The organism is Helicobacter sp. 12S02634-8, assembly GCF_002272865.1.
Lineage (GTDB): Bacteria > Campylobacterota > Campylobacteria > Campylobacterales > Helicobacteraceae > Helicobacter_J.
On record NZ_MLAP01000006.1, the window covers coordinates 82,318 to 99,110 of the forward strand.

Below are 16,793 nucleotides of genomic sequence, written 5' to 3' on the forward strand. Positions count from 1 at the left end.
AATTAGCCCCATCTATATAATTCATTTCAATCCCAATATAAAATTGAAAAAGGGTTAATGCCCTTGATTTGTTGTATTATAGCATAGCCTTTTCTTCCAAGCTACAAACTGCACAAAAACTCGTAAAATAGGTGATTTTAGAGGAAAAAATGTATCAATGTTTAGAATATGATATGCAAGAGAAAAATAGCAATGGTGGAGCTGTGGGGAATTGAACCCCAGTCCAAAAGCCATACCCAACAAGAACCTCTACATACTTAGAGGGAATTGAAAAGTCTTTTTGCCCATAGGTTCAAATCCCCAAAGCCCAAAAGCAAGCAACCTAAATCTTTCCCCATAGACAAGGTAATCTATAGGGGCATCTAGCAGAAATGATGACCTCAATGATGGGCTAGAAACATCTAAAGAGATCAGCTCCTAAGGTTAGTTAAGACTCACGCTACTTTTGCGTAAGCTGGAGCGTAATTTGCGTTATTTGCGTTTATTCTGTTGTGTAGTTTAACGACATACAGTCGGTATGCAGTCCAAGCGATACAGCTCCTGTCGAAGCCAAGTCAGCCCCAAACAAACTAGCCTTAGCAAAAACTAGTCTTTTAAAGTTATCATAAGGCACACTGATTATATCCAAATACAGCTTAATAAAGGGCAGTATAAAATCATTGCTCCATATAATCTAGCGCTTGCTTTTGGCAAATAAAAAAATCAAAGCCACAGCATAGACCACAAGCCCAAATATCCAAAACATATCCACTAAACCAAATATTTTCACCACAGGTTGGGTGATAAATGGCGAGATGAATTGCCCCATAAACAGCGATGCAGCCAAGAATCCATAGGCTTTTGCGCGTTCGTGGTCTGCTGCGAGCATAAAAAGCCATGAGCTATTATTGACCATCATGATTCCAAGCCCTGCGCCCATCAAGATAAAAGAAATCAGAACAATCGCATAACTATGGAACACGCCCACAACAACAAAAGATGTCCCAATCAAAAAAAGTGATAAAAAATAAATCTTAAAAATACTCAAATAATTTCTGAAGCGATTATAAAACAATGAAAATATTGCCATCACCACAGAGGCCACTGCCATAGAAATCCCCACATATGCACTATCCATACCCAAAGTATGCGTGATAAAAAACGGCAACTGCGTGGGGGCTATATAAAACATCGCCATACAAAAAACTCCCAAAAAATACACGGGCAAAAATTTGACAATCGAGAATTTTTCACTTTTTTGTCCATTGACATCGTTATTTGGTCTGTGTCTTGCAGGCTCAAAGAGCATCAAAAAGGCAAAAATCAAAATCAACAGCCCAAATAAATACGCCAAAAAAGGATAACGCCAGTCCAAGCTAGAGAGATACCCGCCTAAAATCAAGAAAAATGCCCCGCCAAATGCCATAAAAAAGCCTTGCATACTCAAGGCCTTTTCTCGCTTGATACCTGTATAATAATCGCTCAAAAGCACGCTCACTCCTGTCATCAAGAACGCTGTTGCTACCCCAAAGATGGCCCGAGATACCAAGAGCAGATATAAATTATCCAAGAAAAATCCACTTGTCCCTGCCAAACTCCAGACAATCATCGCAGGATAAATGAGCTTGAGCCGACCGAAGCGATCGAGCATGAAGCCACTGATGGGTGAAAATACCATAATAAAAAGTGCAGGCAGAGTCAAGATTAGCTTGGATAAAAAAGCTATGTTTTCTACATCTGAAAAATGTGCTTCGAGGGCAGGGAGGCTGGGGGCGATGATGGTGCTGCCTAAAACGGTGAGGGCAGCGATACTAAAGAGTGCTATTTTAAATACAAAACTATCGATATTTTTTGATTGTGAGGCAGAATTTTGTGTGTCCATTGTTGTATCAATCCTAGAAATAAAATATTGTTGTCTATGCAACAAATGTGTCAAGATATAAAAAAACCCGCAAATGCGGGCGAGGGGCAAAGAAGATAGAGGTTAGGCTTTTTTGTGGATATCGTTCATATAGAAATTCACAGAGTTGAGCCCCTCTTTTTTTGCCCATTGGTATGCTTGTGAAGCAAATTTCCAATTGATGTGGCTATAAAATTTTTCCAAATAAGTCGCACGAGCATTTTTATGGTCAATATAATATGCGTGCTCCCATACATCGACAACAAGCACAGGGATTTTGCCATCAGTAGGGGGAGTGGCTGCGTTGCTTGTTTGTGTGATTTCAAGCTTTTGATTGGAGGGGTTATACACCAGCCAGCACCAGCCAGAGCCAAAGAGTGTTGTCGCTGATTTGATATAAGCCTCTTTGAACGCTTCTAAAGAACCAAAATCAGCAATCAAAGCGTCTTTGAGCTCAGCACTGATTTCAGTGGCACTTGGAGCGATACAATCCCAGTAAAAATCGTGGTTATATACTTGCGCTGCGTTGTTGAATAAGCCGCCATTTGCTTTGGTGATGATATCAAACAAACTGCTTTGAGCAAATTCTGTGTTTGCAATCAAGTTATTGAGATTGTTGATATAGGTCTGATGGTGCTTTCCATAGTGGAAATCAAAAGTCACAGGGCTCAAAAAATCTCCCATACTATCTTTAGAATAAGGTAATTCTCTTAATTTAAACATCATATTCTCCCAAATAATTTAGTTGTAAATACTTTGTAATTATAGTCATTTTAATTCTAATTTTGACAAACTCGGTCAAAATTTATTTTTCTCATCAAGGGCGTGCAGCCATTTTAGGTTATTTGCTACTTCATTGCCACTCCTTGCTAAAAGCCCATTGCGTATGGCTTGCAGCGCGTTAATATCTAATGTTTCCATCATCTTTGTGTCTAATAATGTTTCTGTGGCTTTGTCTTGGAAATGATTGAGTAAGGATTGGATCTCTGCTATCAAGCCCTCTTTGGTGACAAACTCCCCGCAAGCCCCAATCAATGTTTCCTTATGCAATGTTTTTTTATGCACGGGCAAGCTCTTGCGTGAGGGCGTGCGTGAATACATCAGTATAGCCCATATTTTGGGGTAGATTTTCCTTGAATTCTTCTAAAATACTCATATAATCACTCAAAGTGATTGCGCCTTTTAAGAGTTCATATTTGAGATATACCCAGTAGGTATTGAGCACATCGCTTTGGCAGTAGGTATCGATTTGGGTGCGTTTTTGTGCCATATCTTGGTGTTTATCATAATAAATCTGATACACCTGATCTCCACTCATATCATATTTTCCCGGTATATTTAGCATTGCGCATACCCCATCAAGCCGCAGATTGCGTGCCATACCAAAATGCCCCAAACTATCGAGCAAATCAGTATGGAAACGTTCAGAAAATCTTTGGCGATAATTTTCCCATTTGCTTTTGTTGTGCGCGATATTGTCTTGTTCATAATAGGCACACACACTCAAGTTATACCGCATGGCACGCAAAAGCAGCACGGGCACATCAAAGCCCCTGCCATTGAAGCTAACAAGCTTGGGCTGGTGCTTGTCAAAAAACTTAAAAAACTCTTGGAGCAAATCCACCTCTTCTAGCTCCCCTGAAGCCTTGGTTGCATTTTTCCCAAAATTCCCTACCTTTTTAAACCTCCCGTGTTCATCAGCGATAACACTTGCAATCGAGATGACTTGATGGTAATAAAGAGGCAAAAAATCGCTCCCGCTTTTTTCTCTCTGCTCTGCCATCGCTTGCTGGCATATTTCTAGCTCAGAGCTAGCTTGGATATGGGGGAAGCTTTTTTGGATCAAGCCCACATCAGGCACGGTTTCAATATCAAATACACAAATCATTTTTTTCCTTTATCTTCATAATTAAATACAGGCAGTCCCATGCGATAATGGATCGCCAAAGTTCGTAAAATCACCCCAAAAATCAAGGTAGAAATACTAGCTATCAGCACATCGATAGCAAAATAATGCACCAAAGCATAATACACTCCAGCTGTAATCATTGCTACTCCAGCATATAGCTCCTTTTGGAATACAAGCGGGATACGATTGCAGAAAATATCGCGTAAAATCCCGCCAAATACCCCTGTAATCACAGCACTACAGACAATGAGTATGAAGCCATATCCCATTTTGCGCGCTACTTCTGCTCCGATGATACTAAAAAGCACTAAGCCTAAAGAATCTAGAAACAAAAACAAAGACTCCAATCGTGTCATCACTGATGGAATTCTTGTTGTTAAAATTGCAGCGACACAAATGATGATGACATATTGAGGGTTTGCTACCCATACAAGGGGATAATGCCCAAAAAGCACATCACGGATAGACCCACCCCCAATCGCAGCAACCAATGCGATAAACATCACGCCAAATAAGTCCATTTTATGGCGTCCTGCTGCCAATGCCCCACTCATGCCCTCTGCTGTAATCCCTATCACATAAAGTATCGTCAGCAACATTGCGACCCTGCCTTTGAAGTTAGCCCAATATACCTAAAATTTCAGTAAAATCTCAGTAAAATATTTTATCCAAAAACTTAAGGAAATGATATGCGTGAAATTATAACCAGATTTGCCCCTTCTCCCACAGGGCATCTCCATATCGGTGGGCTCAGGACAGCACTATTCAATTACCTCTATGCGCGCGCCCATCAAGGTAAATTCTTTTTACGCATTGAAGATACAGATTTAGCCAGAAACTCTATAGAAGCTACAAAAGCGATTATTGAAGCATTTAAGTGGGTGGGGATAGACTATGATGGTGAGGTTGTCTATCAATCTGAACGTTTTGAGATATACCAAAAGTATATACAAAAGCTCATTTCTGAGGGCAAGGCCTATCATTGCTATATGACAAAAGAAGAGCTCGATACTCTAAGAGATACGCAAAAAGCTTGCGGCCAAACTCCAAGATATGACAATCGCTATCGGGATTTTGATGGCACTCCACCAGCAGGAATCCCCCCTGTAGTGAGGATCAAAGCTCCTTTGAGTGGGTGTATAGAATTTGATGATGGGGTCAAGGGGACAATTAGAGTCGATGCAAAAGAGCTCGATGACTTTATCATTGCACGCTCTGATGGCACTCCAACTTATAATTTTGTCGTGAGTGTTGATGATGCCTTGATGGGGATCACTGATGTGATACGCGGGGACGATCATCTCTCTAATACCCCCAAGCAAATCATTATCTATAATGCACTGGGCTTTGCAAAGCCAAATTTTTATCATATCCCTATGATTCTCAATCCCCAAGGGCATAAACTCAGTAAACGCGATGGGGCGATGGGCGTGATGGAATATTTTGAAGCAGGGTATCTCCCTGAGGCGATTTTAAATTTTTTGGTGCGTTTGGGCTGGAGCCATAAAGACCAAGAGATTTTTAGTATGCAAGAAATGCTCGCACTCTTTAGCCCTAAAGCACTCAATTCTTCACCAAGCAGCTACAATCAAGAAAAATTCCTCTGGCTCAATGCCCACTATATACGCCAAAAATCCAATGACGCACTCCAAGAGCTTTTAGCAAAATTCCACGCCCCCTCTCTGCCCACACCCCAAAGGGACGCTCTTTATGCTGCGCTCAAAGAAAGAGTGCAAACGCTCAAAGACTTTGCCCAAAATATCTGTGAAATCCTCCAAACGCCTCAAAATTATGAAGAAAAATCACTCAAATCAATGCAGACTGAAACTTTTGAAAACTTGCAAAAATTCCACGACTCCCTCCAAAATATCCCTTGGGAGAAGCAAGAAGACATCAACCAACACCTCCATCATTTCGCTCAAAACCATGACCTCAAGCTCGGCAAGCTGATGGCACCTCTGAGGATTGCACTGCTTGGGAAGTCCGGAGGGATTGGGCTTGTGGAGGCTATGTTTGTCATTGGCAAGGCAGAAACACAAAACAGAATCCAGAAATTTTGCAATCTTGGCAAAACCTTAACTTTTTCATAGTAGAATCTTTGATTTTAAAACCACAAAAAAGGATTTTATTGATGAAAAAGCTTCTATCTGTTGCGACTTTGATCGCGTTTTCTTTGAGCCCAATGCTAGCAAAAAACTTTACAATCGATACAGCACACTCTTCAGTGGGCTTTGAAGTCGAGCATATGCTTTTGAGCAAAGTCAGTGGCGAGTTCAACACTTTCAGTGGGACTTTAGACATTGACCCTAAGACCAAAAAAATCAACAAACTCGAGGGCGAGATTAGTATCAGCTCTGTTGATACCAAAAACTCTAAAAGAGATGCGCATTTGAAAGCTGATGATTTTTTTGATATGGCAAAGTTCCAAAAAGCCACTTTTAAAATGACAAAGCAAGAGGGCGATAAACTCTATGGCAACTTGACAATACGAGGGGTGAGTAAGCCTGTAGTATGGGAAGTTGATGTCAAAGGGCCTGTAACAAATCCGATGACTAAAAAAGAAATGATGGCATTAGAAATCAGTGGAGAAATCAACCGCAAGGATTTCCAAGTCGGGACTTCAACGCCTAATGCAATTGTAAGTGATAAAGTCGAAGTCAAAATCCAAATAGAAGCTTCAGAATAATCAACGCACTTGATAACGCAATTAGCAAAAAATAAAAAAGAGGGGATTGCTCCCCTTTTGCTGATTTTTAGTATTTAGTTTTTGATAGATTGTTGGTATTGTTTGTTTTGATAATACTTTATGATATTTGGCTTATATTTTGACCACATTTTAGATAACCCAATCTCTCTTTTAACACACATTAAACACATATTTAAAACATATTAGCACGCAATTTCACTCCAAGGCACATTTTCTCAAAGCCCCCTCGCCCAAAAAAAGTTATAGATAGTCAAATCAGGCAAGCTGACAAACAAGCCTTGAAACTCTAGGAATCTTAAAGAATTATTTTATATAATGCTCTAAATTTTTTAAGGGTATTGATGTTGCGGCTATTTTTTGCGTTATTTCTTTGTATGGCTATCACGCAAGGTTATGAATACAAATACAATCTGGGCTTTGATTTTTATCTCGATAATACTGAAGAATCCCTCCCGTATTGGGATACACGCACGATTTATGGCGTGCGCTTAGCCCCAGAAATCGGTATTGCTTTTGATGGACGCCAATCTTTGATGTTTGGGGGCTATGTCTTGCAGAATATGGGCGAGCAGAGATTCCCTACAAAAGCCAATGTTTCTATCTACTACAGCGCTATCGGCGAGCATTTACGGAGCTATTTTGGCATATTCCCTAGAACGCACTCCATCGCACACTATCCCTTGAGCTTTTTCCGTAATGATTTTTATTTTTTCAATCCCAATATCAATGGTCTGATGTTCCAATACCAGCAGCAAGACCCCACAGACAAATACACAGGATATGCAGAGCTGATTTTTGATTGGTATGGGGGGAATCTTGCTAAACGGCTGGATGAATTTATGGTGCTTGCAGCAAGTCAATGGGATTTTTGGCAAAAATATCTCTATGTAGGTGGGAATTTCTTGATGTATCATTTCAAAAATGATGAAGTCCTCGCGCAAGATGGACATCAAGGCGATACTTATTTGCTCGATCGTATCTATTATAATCTTTATATCGGCTCAAGCTTGCAAAATCTCTTGCCCTCTATGGAAAAAGCGCCTTATATCCAATTTGGGACTTTATCGACCTTAGAGAGAAAGCGGCGTTTGAGCACGGGGCTAGATCCTTTTTATAATGGCTTGGGCTGGCAGCTTGATATAGGAGCGCAATACAAAGGATTTGGTATCAAAAATAGCTATTATTTTGGTAAGCCACAGATGAAATATTTTTCGCAATATGGCGAGGGGTTTTATAGTGGATTGCCCTTTTATCAAAGCAAGCACTATGATCGGGCAGATTTTTATTATGAATACAAAAATGATATTTTGACTGCTCGTTTTAGCATTATTTTTCACTTCACTAACAAGACTATCGCCAATCAAGAAATGCTGACTATCTCACTAGACACACACCAAATCATCAAAAAACTCAAATCACAAATACAGAATTGATCTTAAAACTTAAGGAAGTCAAATGAAATATTGGATATTTTTAGCCATAGCTGTTGTTTTTGAAACGATGGGGACGACATCACTCAAGCAAGCTGCCAACACAGGCAACCACCTCTACACAGGGATTTTTGTCTTGATGTTTGCAGTGTCTTTTACATTTTTTTGGAACGCCCTCAAAGGCATTGACCTTAGCATTGCTTATGCTTCTTGGGCAGGGCTAGGGCTGGTGCTAATCACTTTAGGGGGGATTTTTATATTCAAAGAAGAAATCAGTTTTTGGAAAATATTTTTCTTGACTCTGATACTCATAGGGCTCATTGGGCTCAAGCTGATTTCAAAAAACTAAGCGCTAGCCCCGCAATTGCTCTAGGCGCTCTCTTTTAGTGCCTATGTCTGTAATCTGCACGCCAAAATTCCCATCGACAATAACCACTTCGCCCTTGGCAATGACTTTATCATCTACAAGAATCTCCAAAGGATCATTTGCGAGTTGATTGAGCTCGACAACACTCCCAATATCCATTGATATCACATCTTTGAGAAGCATTTTTTTCTGTCCGATTCTGACTTTGATATTGAGCTTGACATCTAAGAGCATTCCGATATTTTTGATCTCATCTTGATTGAGTAAATGGCTTGGTTGGGCGTGTGTAGGGGCGTCTTGGGGTGGGGCGGGCTGGTTGTTTTCAAAAATCTGGATAAAATCAGAAGTGGCCAATAGGATAAAATTGGATTTGATCGTATGCAAAGAAAAGGAAAATTCATATTTTTTATTGTAAGCTGCTAGGTCAATGGGCGTGATGATAAACTCAACACTACGGCAAGAAAAACTCAGCTTTGGGAGCGTCTTTTGCGAGCCTAGGGCTGTTGAGATTGCACCAAAAATATTAGAATCAATCTCTTTGATCGCATCCAAGTCATCATTATCCATCTCAAGCTTGCTCACACCCTCGCCCCCTACCATCAAATCACTCAAAGCAGTCGCCAAAGAAGCAGGCATGATTAAAGCAATATCGGCATTAGCATTTCCTGTGACATTGATACGCGCGATAGCATAGGGGACAGGCAGTGAAATGGCATTAGAATAATCTGTCTTGATATTGATAATATCAGGAGTTGAGCCGGTGAGCCCCTCGATAGTAGCGATTGCTTCTTGGACAAAAATCTTTATAAAATCGTTCATTGTTCTTCCTCTTCGATGTCATTGACCTTGCTTTTTCGCTGCGCTTCAAGCATTTCAAGGATTTCTTTGACCTTGTCTTTTTCTGTTTTGATCACTTCTTTGATTTTAATCGTTTTGCGATAGCGTTGCAATCCGATACTTGCGAGGTATTTTTCCTTGCCATCGACATTGACAACCACGGTATCATCAGCTGCGCGGTCTAAACGGATAATATCCCCTTGCATTAAATCCAGCACTTCTTTTAGGGCCAAATGCACCCCGCCTAAAAACACAGCGACATTGACCCCAGCCCCTCCAACTAGTGCTTGGAGCTCTTTGTTGCGGGATTTTTTCGAGCTTGTTTCTGAGAGCACTAAATCGCGCCCTCCTAGCCTTGAGAGTATCGTTTCAAGCGAAATCACAGGATAGCACAGATTCATCATACCACTGCTATGACCAATGATGATTTCCATCACCACCATAATGACAATTTCATTTTGCGCAACAATCTGCACGACATTAGCACTAGATTCTTTAGCATCGACTGTGGGAAAAATCTCTGTGATAGGCGACCAAGCGTCCTTGAGCGTTTGCATGATTTGTCTTAGGATAGTGTCTAAAAGATTGAGCTCGATATCACTGAATTCTCTGGAGTGGTCATAAGGATCGCCTTTCCCTCCCAAAAGCCTATCAATCATGGGGAACGCAATGCTTGGGTTGATTTCTAAAACCCCTGTGCCATCCATGGGCTTCATCGAAAAGACATTAAAACTAGTCGGACTAGGCAAGCTCATCAAAAATTCTCCATAAGTCATCTGATCGACACTATGCAGCTGGATCTCAACGATACTACGCATGATTGCAGAGATCTGACTAGAGAGATTGCGTGCCATTTTATCGTGGATACTTCTGAAAGCCCGTAACTGCTCTTTGCTGACACGATTGGGGCGTTTGAAATCATAGAGAGTTACTTGCTTTTGATGGACAATCTCGTGTTTTTGCAATGCTTCAGCATCATCGCCCTCATCGACTACTTCAAGAAGCGCATCGATTTCTTCTTGACTCAATATATCAGCCATAATTTTTTTCTCCTAAAGACTTTCTTATTTTCTTGATGACTTCTTTGATGATCTGAGAGATTCTCGATTCTGTGATGTTTAAGACCCCTTTGATTTCATTGAGATTGAGCTCTTCAAAAAAATATAATTGGATAATCAGTTGCTCCCTTTCTGGGAGCGTTTCTAAGATACGATGGATAATGCTAATGAGCTCTTCTTTTTCTAGCTTTTCTAAGATATTTTCTTGCTCGATGATATTGCACTGCTCATCAATAGGCACTAAAGTATAAATATCGGAGGCAATTTTGGCTTCTTTGATTTTTTCGACATCTTCACGCAAGATTTTTGATAAATATTCATTGCTGGGCTCTTCATAAAATTCATTGAAATATTTGGATATTTCATAGTCGATGGATTTTATCAGTTTCCTAGAAGATCTTGAAACAATATCTAGCGAACGGAGATAATCGAGCATAGCCCCATTGACACGCACTTTTGCATAGCCCCAAAATGAATCATTGAGTTTGCTATCATATCTCCTAGCTAGCTTGATGAGCTCCTCTGTGCCGATAGATACTAAATCATTGAGATCAATCGAGCTTGGCACACGTTCTTTGATACGATATGCCATCGAACGCACAGCAGGCAAGTATTGCATTGCTAGCTCATCTTGAGAATATTTGATATGTTGGTCATAGCCTTGGAGTTGTTTTTTGTTCATACTATTTTGCCTGATGTGAGAGCACATCATTTTCTAAAAAATCTGAATTCCCAATGAAACGGCGGATATTAGCCACTTCCTTTTCGCGTATATCAAATTCGTGATCAAAGTAGTCCAATCGCTTTTCTAAGCCACTTTTGTTGAATAATGTCTTGTCAAATTCAATGAACCAAATATACACCGAAACGCTAAAAAGTGCGATCAAATAAAAGCCTATCGTGGATACAATCGTCCAAAATAAAATCAATTCTGGGGAGTCAAGCCGCATGAGCGCAAACACCAAACCCAAAAAAAACCCAAAAACAACAGAAAAGTTAATGAAGTTATTTGGTTTCATCTGACTCCTTATAAATAGCTCAATATCCTTTTAAAGAAACCTGCAAAGCTCTCTTTTGAGGGTTCAAGCATATTGTGTTCCATTTTTGAGGTGATGATTTTTGCAATTTGCTTGATCGAAGAAGAAAAGCCATTGATAGGCTCGATTTTGCAGAGCAATTCTCTGTATTTTGTGGATTTTTTGACCGCATCGCTGCTATAGAGACAGCCCAAAAAATCCAACTGCAAATGGGGGAGATTTTTCTTAGCGACATTTTGGATCTTTTCAAAGACCTTCAAACCCTCTTTAGATGAAGCTGCCATATTGATGAGGACAAAAAGCTCTTGTTTGATTTTTGAATTGATTTTGATAGTCGCATAAGCGTCTGTAATCGCAGCAGGATCGGGGGTTGTCACAACGATGATATGGTCGCTTGCGTTCAAAAAGGCCTGAGTCACCTCGCCGATCCCCGCACCTGTATCAATAATCATATAATCCAAACTATCTAGCAACTTGCTTTCAGAGATAAAACTATCTAAAATATCTTGATTGGCATATTTTAAAATTTCATCGCCACTATCCCCTGCGATGAGATACAACCCCTCTTCAATCGCATAAATCACTTCATCAAATTGCGCTTCCCCTCTGAGGGCGTGCAAAATATTTTTATGGGTCTTGACTCCAAAAATCACATCTAAATTTGCCAGTCCAATATCAGCATCGAACACACCGACCCTATAGCCTAGCTTATAGAGCGCATAAGAGAGATTAGCGCTGATGGTAGATTTCCCCACGCCCCCTTTGCCACTTGTGATAGCGATAAACTTTGTCCTGCCTTTTTGGGGAGTGAGGGTGGCTTTCATCAAGTCATCTAAATTGCTAGCTTGATTCATAGCACCACTCGATTAGGGTTTGAAAATCCATCTAACATACAATCGACCAAATAATCATTGCTCGCTACCATCAAATCCATAGGCACTTCTTGCCCCACGGATAGGTAGCTCACAGGCTTTTTGCTCTCATACACCAACGAAAAGAGATTACCCAACCCCCTGCTTTCATCGAGCTTGCTAAAAATCAAAGTATCAATATCGAGCTCGCTAAAAGATTGATAAATATCCCTCAAATCCTCGTATTTTGTCGTTGCTGAAAGCACCAAAGTCACATCGATTTTATAATCATTGTTGATAAATTTTTTTAACATATTGATTTTTTGCTTATCGTGCTGGGAGTGCCCTGCAGTATCGACTAAAATATAATCACAATAGCGCAGCGCATCGATTTCTTTCAAAAAATCTTCAGGTTCAATGACTGTTTCAATGCTGATTTTCATCTTCCTAGCATACCAAGTGAGCTGCTCTAAAGCCCCAATACGATAGGTATCTAATGTGATGATACCGACTTTATATTTTTTGTCTAACATCTTAGAATACCTTGCTGCAAGCTTTGCTAGTGTGGTTGTTTTCCCCACGCCTGTAGGGCCTACGAGCATCATGATTTTTTTAGTCCCTATGTCTAAATGCTCGCTGCGGCAATAGATCATCTTACGCAGCACCTCACGGAAATAGCGCTTGACCCTCAAAGAATTTTCGCGCATTTTTAAAGGCATGAGCTCCAGACTCAATTGCATGATTTCATCGAGATGGCTTTTATGCATGCCACTATTTTTAGAAATGCGATAGATTTCAGCAAACTCTTGGGGGATCAGAGGGGGCTCATTTTTCGGGGCTTTTTCGTCCCAAAACATATTTTGTATCAGCTTGATTTTATCATTGATTTGATCGAGCTCGACTTTGATTTGCTTGAGCTCTTTGGTGTCATTTTGCTGGTGTAGGCTTCTTTCTTCTTGTCTTCTGATGAGCTTGTTTTCAAGCCTTAAATCAAGCGTGCTAGGGGCACTAGGCACAATCACAGGCTCTTGGGGCTTGGGGCTTTGAGTGGGCTTGATACCTGCTATTTTGCTGATTTCTCTGACAGCATCTGAGAGTTGGATTGTCACATCATCATAGGGAGTTTTGGAGTCTTTTTTCTTTTTATCCATATTTTTTTCTAAAATCTCATCTAAGCGCTTTTGGATACTATTTTTAGGTGGTGGGATGATTTCAGAGCTTTCTTGCTCCTCCCTCTCATCTCCCTCAACAGCTACAACGATTTCATAAAGCCCTGGCTGGGTCATTGTCTTTTTTCTGATTTCTTTTGTCTTGACCACTAGGGCATCTTCGCCGTGCTTGTTTTGTGCAGTTTTTAGGGCTTCTGCAGCTGTTTCACCACCATAGGTATAAAGTTTCATTTCCATCTCTTTTGAGTTAAATATTCTAAAAATAGCGGCACTAAGACGGATTCTCTTTGGTGCCATTTGGAATGTGGTATTTTAAGATAAGGACGCTTTAAAATCAAATCATTGAAAAAAATAATATCAAGATCGAGTTTTCTCGGAGCATTTTTAAAAGCTCGCTTTTTAGGGCGCCCAAATCGCCGCTCCAGATAAAACACTAATCCAAAAATCTCACACACGCCCAATCGTGTAGCTAGTGTGATGGTAGCGTTATAAAAGTCATTTTGATTTTTATAGCCAAAGGGAGGGTTTTGATAGATAGGGGAGGTCGATAGGATCGAAAAATTTTTATTACGCATAAACCACCTCCACAGATGCATAAAACACCGCTTGCAATCCCCCACATTCCCGCCAATCCCTAGAGTGATAGTATAAGGGAGTTTGCTATCAATAGACCTTTGATAAGGGAAAAAATAAGAAAAATACAAAGCCCTCATCACGCCCCCATTGCTGATCCCCTCAAAAGTCTAAAGAACCACAGCCCTACCATCTTCCACCACGACCAAATCCTCGATACGCACACCATAGCGATTGGGGATATAAATACCTGGCTCAATGGAAAATACCATACCATCTTCGATGATTGTTTCACTCTTTTTGGAGATAAAGGGTAGCTCGTGGATATCTAAGCCAATGCCATGCCCTGTGCTATGGATAAAATATTTTCCATAGCCTGCTTTGTCGATCACCTCTCTGGCGATCCCATCAATCTGCTTGCCACTCATTCCACTCCTTAGGAGCTTGATAGTTTTTTCTTGTGCTTGCAAAACGATGTCATAGATCTTTTGGAGTTCTTTGTCGGGGAAGTTTTGGTGCTTGCTAAAAGTAATGCCATCTTTGCCAAAAAACCCCGTGCGCGTCCTATCTGAGCAATATCTCTTATAAGCAATCCCTGCATCAAAGAGCAAAAGATCGCCATATTTGAGCTTGACTTTGGGGCTAGGGAGGGCGTGGGGCTTGGCTGCGTTGGCATTGATACCCAATATGGGCTCAAAGCTCAGTCGATAAGTGCCATTGTGTGTCAAATATTTTTGGGAGCGATAATACAGCTCTTGCTCACGCATTAAATGTCCGTGCTTATTGAGATATTTGGCAAAATTTTTATAAGCTTCTTTGTTGAGTTTTTGGGATTTTTTGATCAGCTTGATTTGGTCTTTTGTTTTGATGATTCGTTTGGTTTGGCAGAAATTCCCTATGCCCTCAAGAGTTTTTTTGCTCTCCAAAGAGCCCTTAAGCCTTTCAAACGCTCCCAAAGTGATTTGATGGGGGTCAAAGATGATGTGCTTGATGGGGCTTTTGTTGATAAGAGTGGCTGCTGTGGCGAGTAGGTCGCTTGATTCGATGACTTGAGTTTGGGGCTGGGAGATTGTTTGCTTGGCTTCGAGTGTGTAGCGTGCATCTGTGATAAAAAACTGCTCGTCTTTGAGTTTCAAAAACAAGCCATTATCACAGCTATAGCCACACTCAAAATACTGAGCATTTTCATTGAGGGTAAAATAAGAGGCCTCATTTATCTTTTTTTTCATGTTTGACTTCAGTCTTTGTATCGCTTTTTGACTCATTTTTGAGATCTGATGGATTGTTGGCTTTGGCTTGATGGGTCTGGACAGCTTGAGTTTGAGCTTGGGCTGCCTGTGCTTGTGCGGCTTGGGCGTTTTTGATCGCTTGGATTTCTGAGAGTATTTGGAGCATTGCAATGATAGCCATATGGTATCCAAAAGCCCCAAATCCAGCGATCACACCTGCACTCACAGCACCTGTATAGCTATGTCTTCTGTATTCTTCTCTGGAGTGGATATTACTCAAATGCACTTCGATAATAGGCACACCCGCAGCCATGATCGCATCAGCGATAGCCACAGAAGTATGTGAATACGCCCCTGGATTCATAATAATCCCTGCATAATCGCTCCCTACGCACTCTTGGATTTTGTCGATAATCTCGCCCTCAAAATTGCTCTGGAAAAAATCAACATCAAGATTGTTTTGTTTGGCAAATGCTCGCATATTTTCGTGGATTTGTTGCAATGTCATTGTGCCATAAATTCTAGGATCTCTGTGTCCTAGCATATTCAAATTGGGACCCTGTATAACTAGTATTTTCATGTTTTTCTCCTAATGATTAAAATATCAAAGATTATAACACAAACTATCGCAAATTACAATCCAAAGCTATATCGATGCATTTGGGCTAGTATCTGGCTCAATAGGCTCTTGTGTCTGCGTAGTGGGCTCGTTTTTGGGGGACAAGGAGGGTTGGTCAAAAGGTGGGCCTTTTTTTAAGATTTCTGTGAGTAGGGCTGCTTTTTTGGGAGTCATTTTAGAGAGGATTTTGCCCATATCCTGTGCGCTCAAGGCAAACAAAATCGCTGCAGCCTCCATATCTGGGAGATTTTCTAAAATAGGTGCGGCTTTAGAGTCCTTCATCTTGGCATAAGTCTGTGCTAATTTATTGTCTTTGGCCTCTTTGATTTGTGTCAAAATATCTTCATTTTTGGCAATGAGTTGCTTGATTTTAGCTTGTTGGGCTGTGTTTTTTGCCGTTGCTTCTTGCTCTTTGTTTTCGATTTCTTTGAGCTTAGCGCTCAAGGCCTCCTCGCGTTCTTTGAGCTTGGCTTCTCGGGCTTTGAGGAGGTTTTGTGTGGCGTTTTTGAGGGCTTCTATCGATTGGGTTTTTTCATCAAGCTCTCTGAGTTGCTCGATGATTTCATCTTTTCGTGATTCAAAGATGGCATTGCATTGCAAGAGCTGCACAGAAGATTGTGTGCTTTCAGTGGAAGTGTCTTGAGCTAGGAGGAGCAGGGCAAAAAGGGGAGTGAGGGCTAGGAGTGATTTTTTCACGCATTTTCCTTATGGGGAGCAAAAAGCATCATAGAGATTTCATCAAGATTTTTGATTTCTGTGATTTTGAGATGGCGCAGGGCTTGTTTGATGGCTGTTTCTTGGAGATATTTAATTTTTTCATATGCAATTGAGGCGATTTTATAGGATTCTTGGAGTTTTTTGGCTTTTTGCTTGATAGAAGCAATTTCATTTCGGAGCAAATCCATCTCATAAACAAGTGTTTTTTTGAGTTCATTGATTTGTTTGAAATCCCAAAAATCCCCGCTCTTTGGGACGCTTATTTCTCCGAGCTCTCTTAGGAGCGTATCGAGTGCTTGGAGTTTGCTAGCTAAGAGATTGTTGTTTGCAATGATAGCAATTTCGCTTTTGTTGAGGTCTTGTTTTTTGAGTTGTGCTAGGGAGTCAAATTTTGTTTTCATGTTTTATTTC

Annotated in this window: 19 protein-coding genes, 1 other RNA gene and 1 pseudogene; 4 read left to right on the plus strand and 17 right to left on the minus strand. The window is 40.6% G+C overall.

The window, feature by feature from the left end; translation table 11 throughout:
* Positions 1 to 193: 193 nt before the first annotated feature.
* From ssrA to BKH46_RS05200, 6 genes are all read right to left on the minus strand, one after another.
* Positions 194 to 562, minus strand: a transfer-messenger RNA (tmRNA) gene (gene ssrA, locus BKH46_RS05175).
* A 111-nt stretch (positions 563 to 673) separates the two neighbouring features.
* Positions 674 to 1,861, minus strand: coding sequence for an MFS transporter (locus BKH46_RS05180; protein WP_095225773.1), 1,188 nt, complete (start codon positions 1,859 to 1,861; stop codon positions 674 to 676).
* A gap of 102 nt (positions 1,862 to 1,963) precedes the next feature.
* Positions 1,964 to 2,602: a superoxide dismutase [Fe] gene (gene sodB / locus BKH46_RS05185; protein ID WP_095225831.1), complete on the minus strand. Its 639-nt coding sequence runs from the start codon at positions 2,600 to 2,602 to the stop codon at positions 1,964 to 1,966.
* A 75-nt stretch (positions 2,603 to 2,677) separates the two neighbouring features.
* A complete protein-coding gene (locus BKH46_RS05190) occupies positions 2,678 to 2,980 on the minus strand; it encodes a hypothetical protein (RefSeq protein WP_143428914.1) in 303 nt (100 codons plus the stop codon).
* On the minus strand, positions 2,937 to 3,767 hold the full coding sequence (locus BKH46_RS05195; RefSeq protein ID WP_095225775.1) for a 3'-5' exonuclease: 831 nt from the start codon (positions 3,765 to 3,767) through the stop codon (positions 2,937 to 2,939). Before BKH46_RS05195 ends, BKH46_RS05190 begins: the two co-directional genes overlap by 44 nt.
* Positions 3,764 to 4,387, minus strand: a complete 624-nt coding sequence (locus BKH46_RS05200) for a trimeric intracellular cation channel family protein (RefSeq protein ID WP_095225776.1) — start codon at positions 4,385 to 4,387, stop codon at positions 3,764 to 3,766. The genes BKH46_RS05195 and BKH46_RS05200 overlap by 4 nt, the downstream gene beginning before the upstream one ends.
* 90 nt (positions 4,388 to 4,477) lie before the next feature.
* On the opposite strand from BKH46_RS05200, the gene gltX reads away from it, so the two are divergent.
* The 4 genes from gltX to BKH46_RS05220 all read left to right on the plus strand — a co-directional run bounded on the left by gltX (position 4,478) and on the right by BKH46_RS05220 (position 8,274).
* Positions 4,478 to 5,878 carry a glutamate--tRNA ligase gene (gltX, locus tag BKH46_RS05205; RefSeq protein WP_095225777.1) on the plus strand — a complete coding sequence of 467 codons (1,401 nt, stop codon included), beginning with the start codon at positions 4,478 to 4,480 and terminating at the stop codon, positions 5,876 to 5,878.
* A 41-nt stretch (positions 5,879 to 5,919) separates the two neighbouring features.
* A complete protein-coding gene (locus BKH46_RS05210) occupies positions 5,920 to 6,474 on the plus strand; it encodes a YceI family protein (protein WP_095225778.1) in 555 nt (184 codons plus the stop codon).
* Between the two features lie 362 nt (positions 6,475 to 6,836).
* Positions 6,837 to 7,928, plus strand: coding sequence for a hypothetical protein (locus BKH46_RS05215; protein ID WP_095225779.1), 1,092 nt, complete (start codon positions 6,837 to 6,839; stop codon positions 7,926 to 7,928).
* 22 nt (positions 7,929 to 7,950) lie between these two features.
* Entirely contained in the window at positions 7,951 to 8,274 is a 324-nt protein-coding gene (locus BKH46_RS05220; RefSeq protein WP_095225780.1) for a multidrug efflux SMR transporter, read from the plus strand.
* A 3-nt stretch (positions 8,275 to 8,277) separates the two neighbouring features.
* Here the strand turns inward: BKH46_RS05220 and fliY are convergent, their stop codons facing one another.
* The 11 genes and pseudogenes from fliY to BKH46_RS05275 all read right to left on the minus strand — a co-directional run bounded on the left by fliY (position 8,278) and on the right by BKH46_RS05275 (position 16,783).
* On the minus strand, positions 8,278 to 9,111 hold the full coding sequence (gene fliY, locus BKH46_RS05225) for a flagellar motor switch protein FliY (RefSeq protein WP_095225781.1): 834 nt from the start codon (positions 9,109 to 9,111) through the stop codon (positions 8,278 to 8,280).
* Positions 9,108 to 10,169 carry a flagellar motor switch protein FliM gene (gene fliM / locus BKH46_RS05230; protein ID WP_095225782.1) on the minus strand — a complete coding sequence of 354 codons (1,062 nt, stop codon included), beginning with the start codon at positions 10,167 to 10,169 and terminating at the stop codon, positions 9,108 to 9,110. Before fliM ends, fliY begins: the two co-directional genes overlap by 4 nt.
* Complete coding sequence (locus BKH46_RS05235; RefSeq protein WP_095225783.1) at positions 10,162 to 10,869, minus strand: RNA polymerase sigma factor FliA; 708 nt, start codon at positions 10,867 to 10,869, stop codon at positions 10,162 to 10,164. The genes fliM and BKH46_RS05235 overlap by 8 nt, the downstream gene beginning before the upstream one ends.
* A 1-nt stretch (position 10,870) precedes the next feature.
* Positions 10,871 to 11,206 (minus strand): hypothetical protein, encoded by a 336-nt coding sequence (locus tag BKH46_RS05240; RefSeq protein ID WP_095225784.1) that lies wholly within the window; start codon positions 11,204 to 11,206, stop codon positions 10,871 to 10,873.
* 8 nt (positions 11,207 to 11,214) lie between these two features.
* Positions 11,215 to 12,078, minus strand: a complete 864-nt coding sequence (locus tag BKH46_RS05245) for a MinD/ParA family protein (protein ID WP_095225785.1) — start codon at positions 12,076 to 12,078, stop codon at positions 11,215 to 11,217.
* Positions 12,075 to 13,475, minus strand: coding sequence for a flagellar biosynthesis protein FlhF (flhF, locus tag BKH46_RS05250; protein WP_172402568.1), 1,401 nt, complete (start codon positions 13,473 to 13,475; stop codon positions 12,075 to 12,077). The genes BKH46_RS05245 and flhF overlap by 4 nt, the downstream gene beginning before the upstream one ends.
* Positions 13,472 to 13,957, minus strand: a complete 486-nt coding sequence (folK, locus tag BKH46_RS05255) for a 2-amino-4-hydroxy-6-hydroxymethyldihydropteridine diphosphokinase (protein WP_095225787.1) — start codon at positions 13,955 to 13,957, stop codon at positions 13,472 to 13,474. The genes flhF and folK overlap by 4 nt, the downstream gene beginning before the upstream one ends.
* 30 nt (positions 13,958 to 13,987) lie before the next feature.
* Positions 13,988 to 15,046: an aminopeptidase P family protein gene (locus BKH46_RS05260; protein ID WP_253248307.1), complete on the minus strand. Its 1,059-nt coding sequence runs from the start codon at positions 15,044 to 15,046 to the stop codon at positions 13,988 to 13,990.
* A 106-nt stretch (positions 15,047 to 15,152) separates the two neighbouring features.
* Positions 15,153 to 15,626 (minus strand): annotated as a pseudogene (gene aroQ, locus BKH46_RS05265) (type II 3-dehydroquinate dehydratase); the annotation flags it as partial.
* Between the two features lie 66 nt (positions 15,627 to 15,692).
* Complete coding sequence (locus BKH46_RS05270; protein ID WP_253248308.1) at positions 15,693 to 16,361, minus strand: MotE family protein; 669 nt, start codon at positions 16,359 to 16,361, stop codon at positions 15,693 to 15,695.
* Positions 16,358 to 16,783: a flagellar export protein FliJ gene (locus BKH46_RS05275; protein WP_095225790.1), complete on the minus strand. Its 426-nt coding sequence runs from the start codon at positions 16,781 to 16,783 to the stop codon at positions 16,358 to 16,360. Before BKH46_RS05275 ends, BKH46_RS05270 begins: the two co-directional genes overlap by 4 nt.
* Positions 16,784 to 16,793 lie beyond the last annotated feature (10 nt).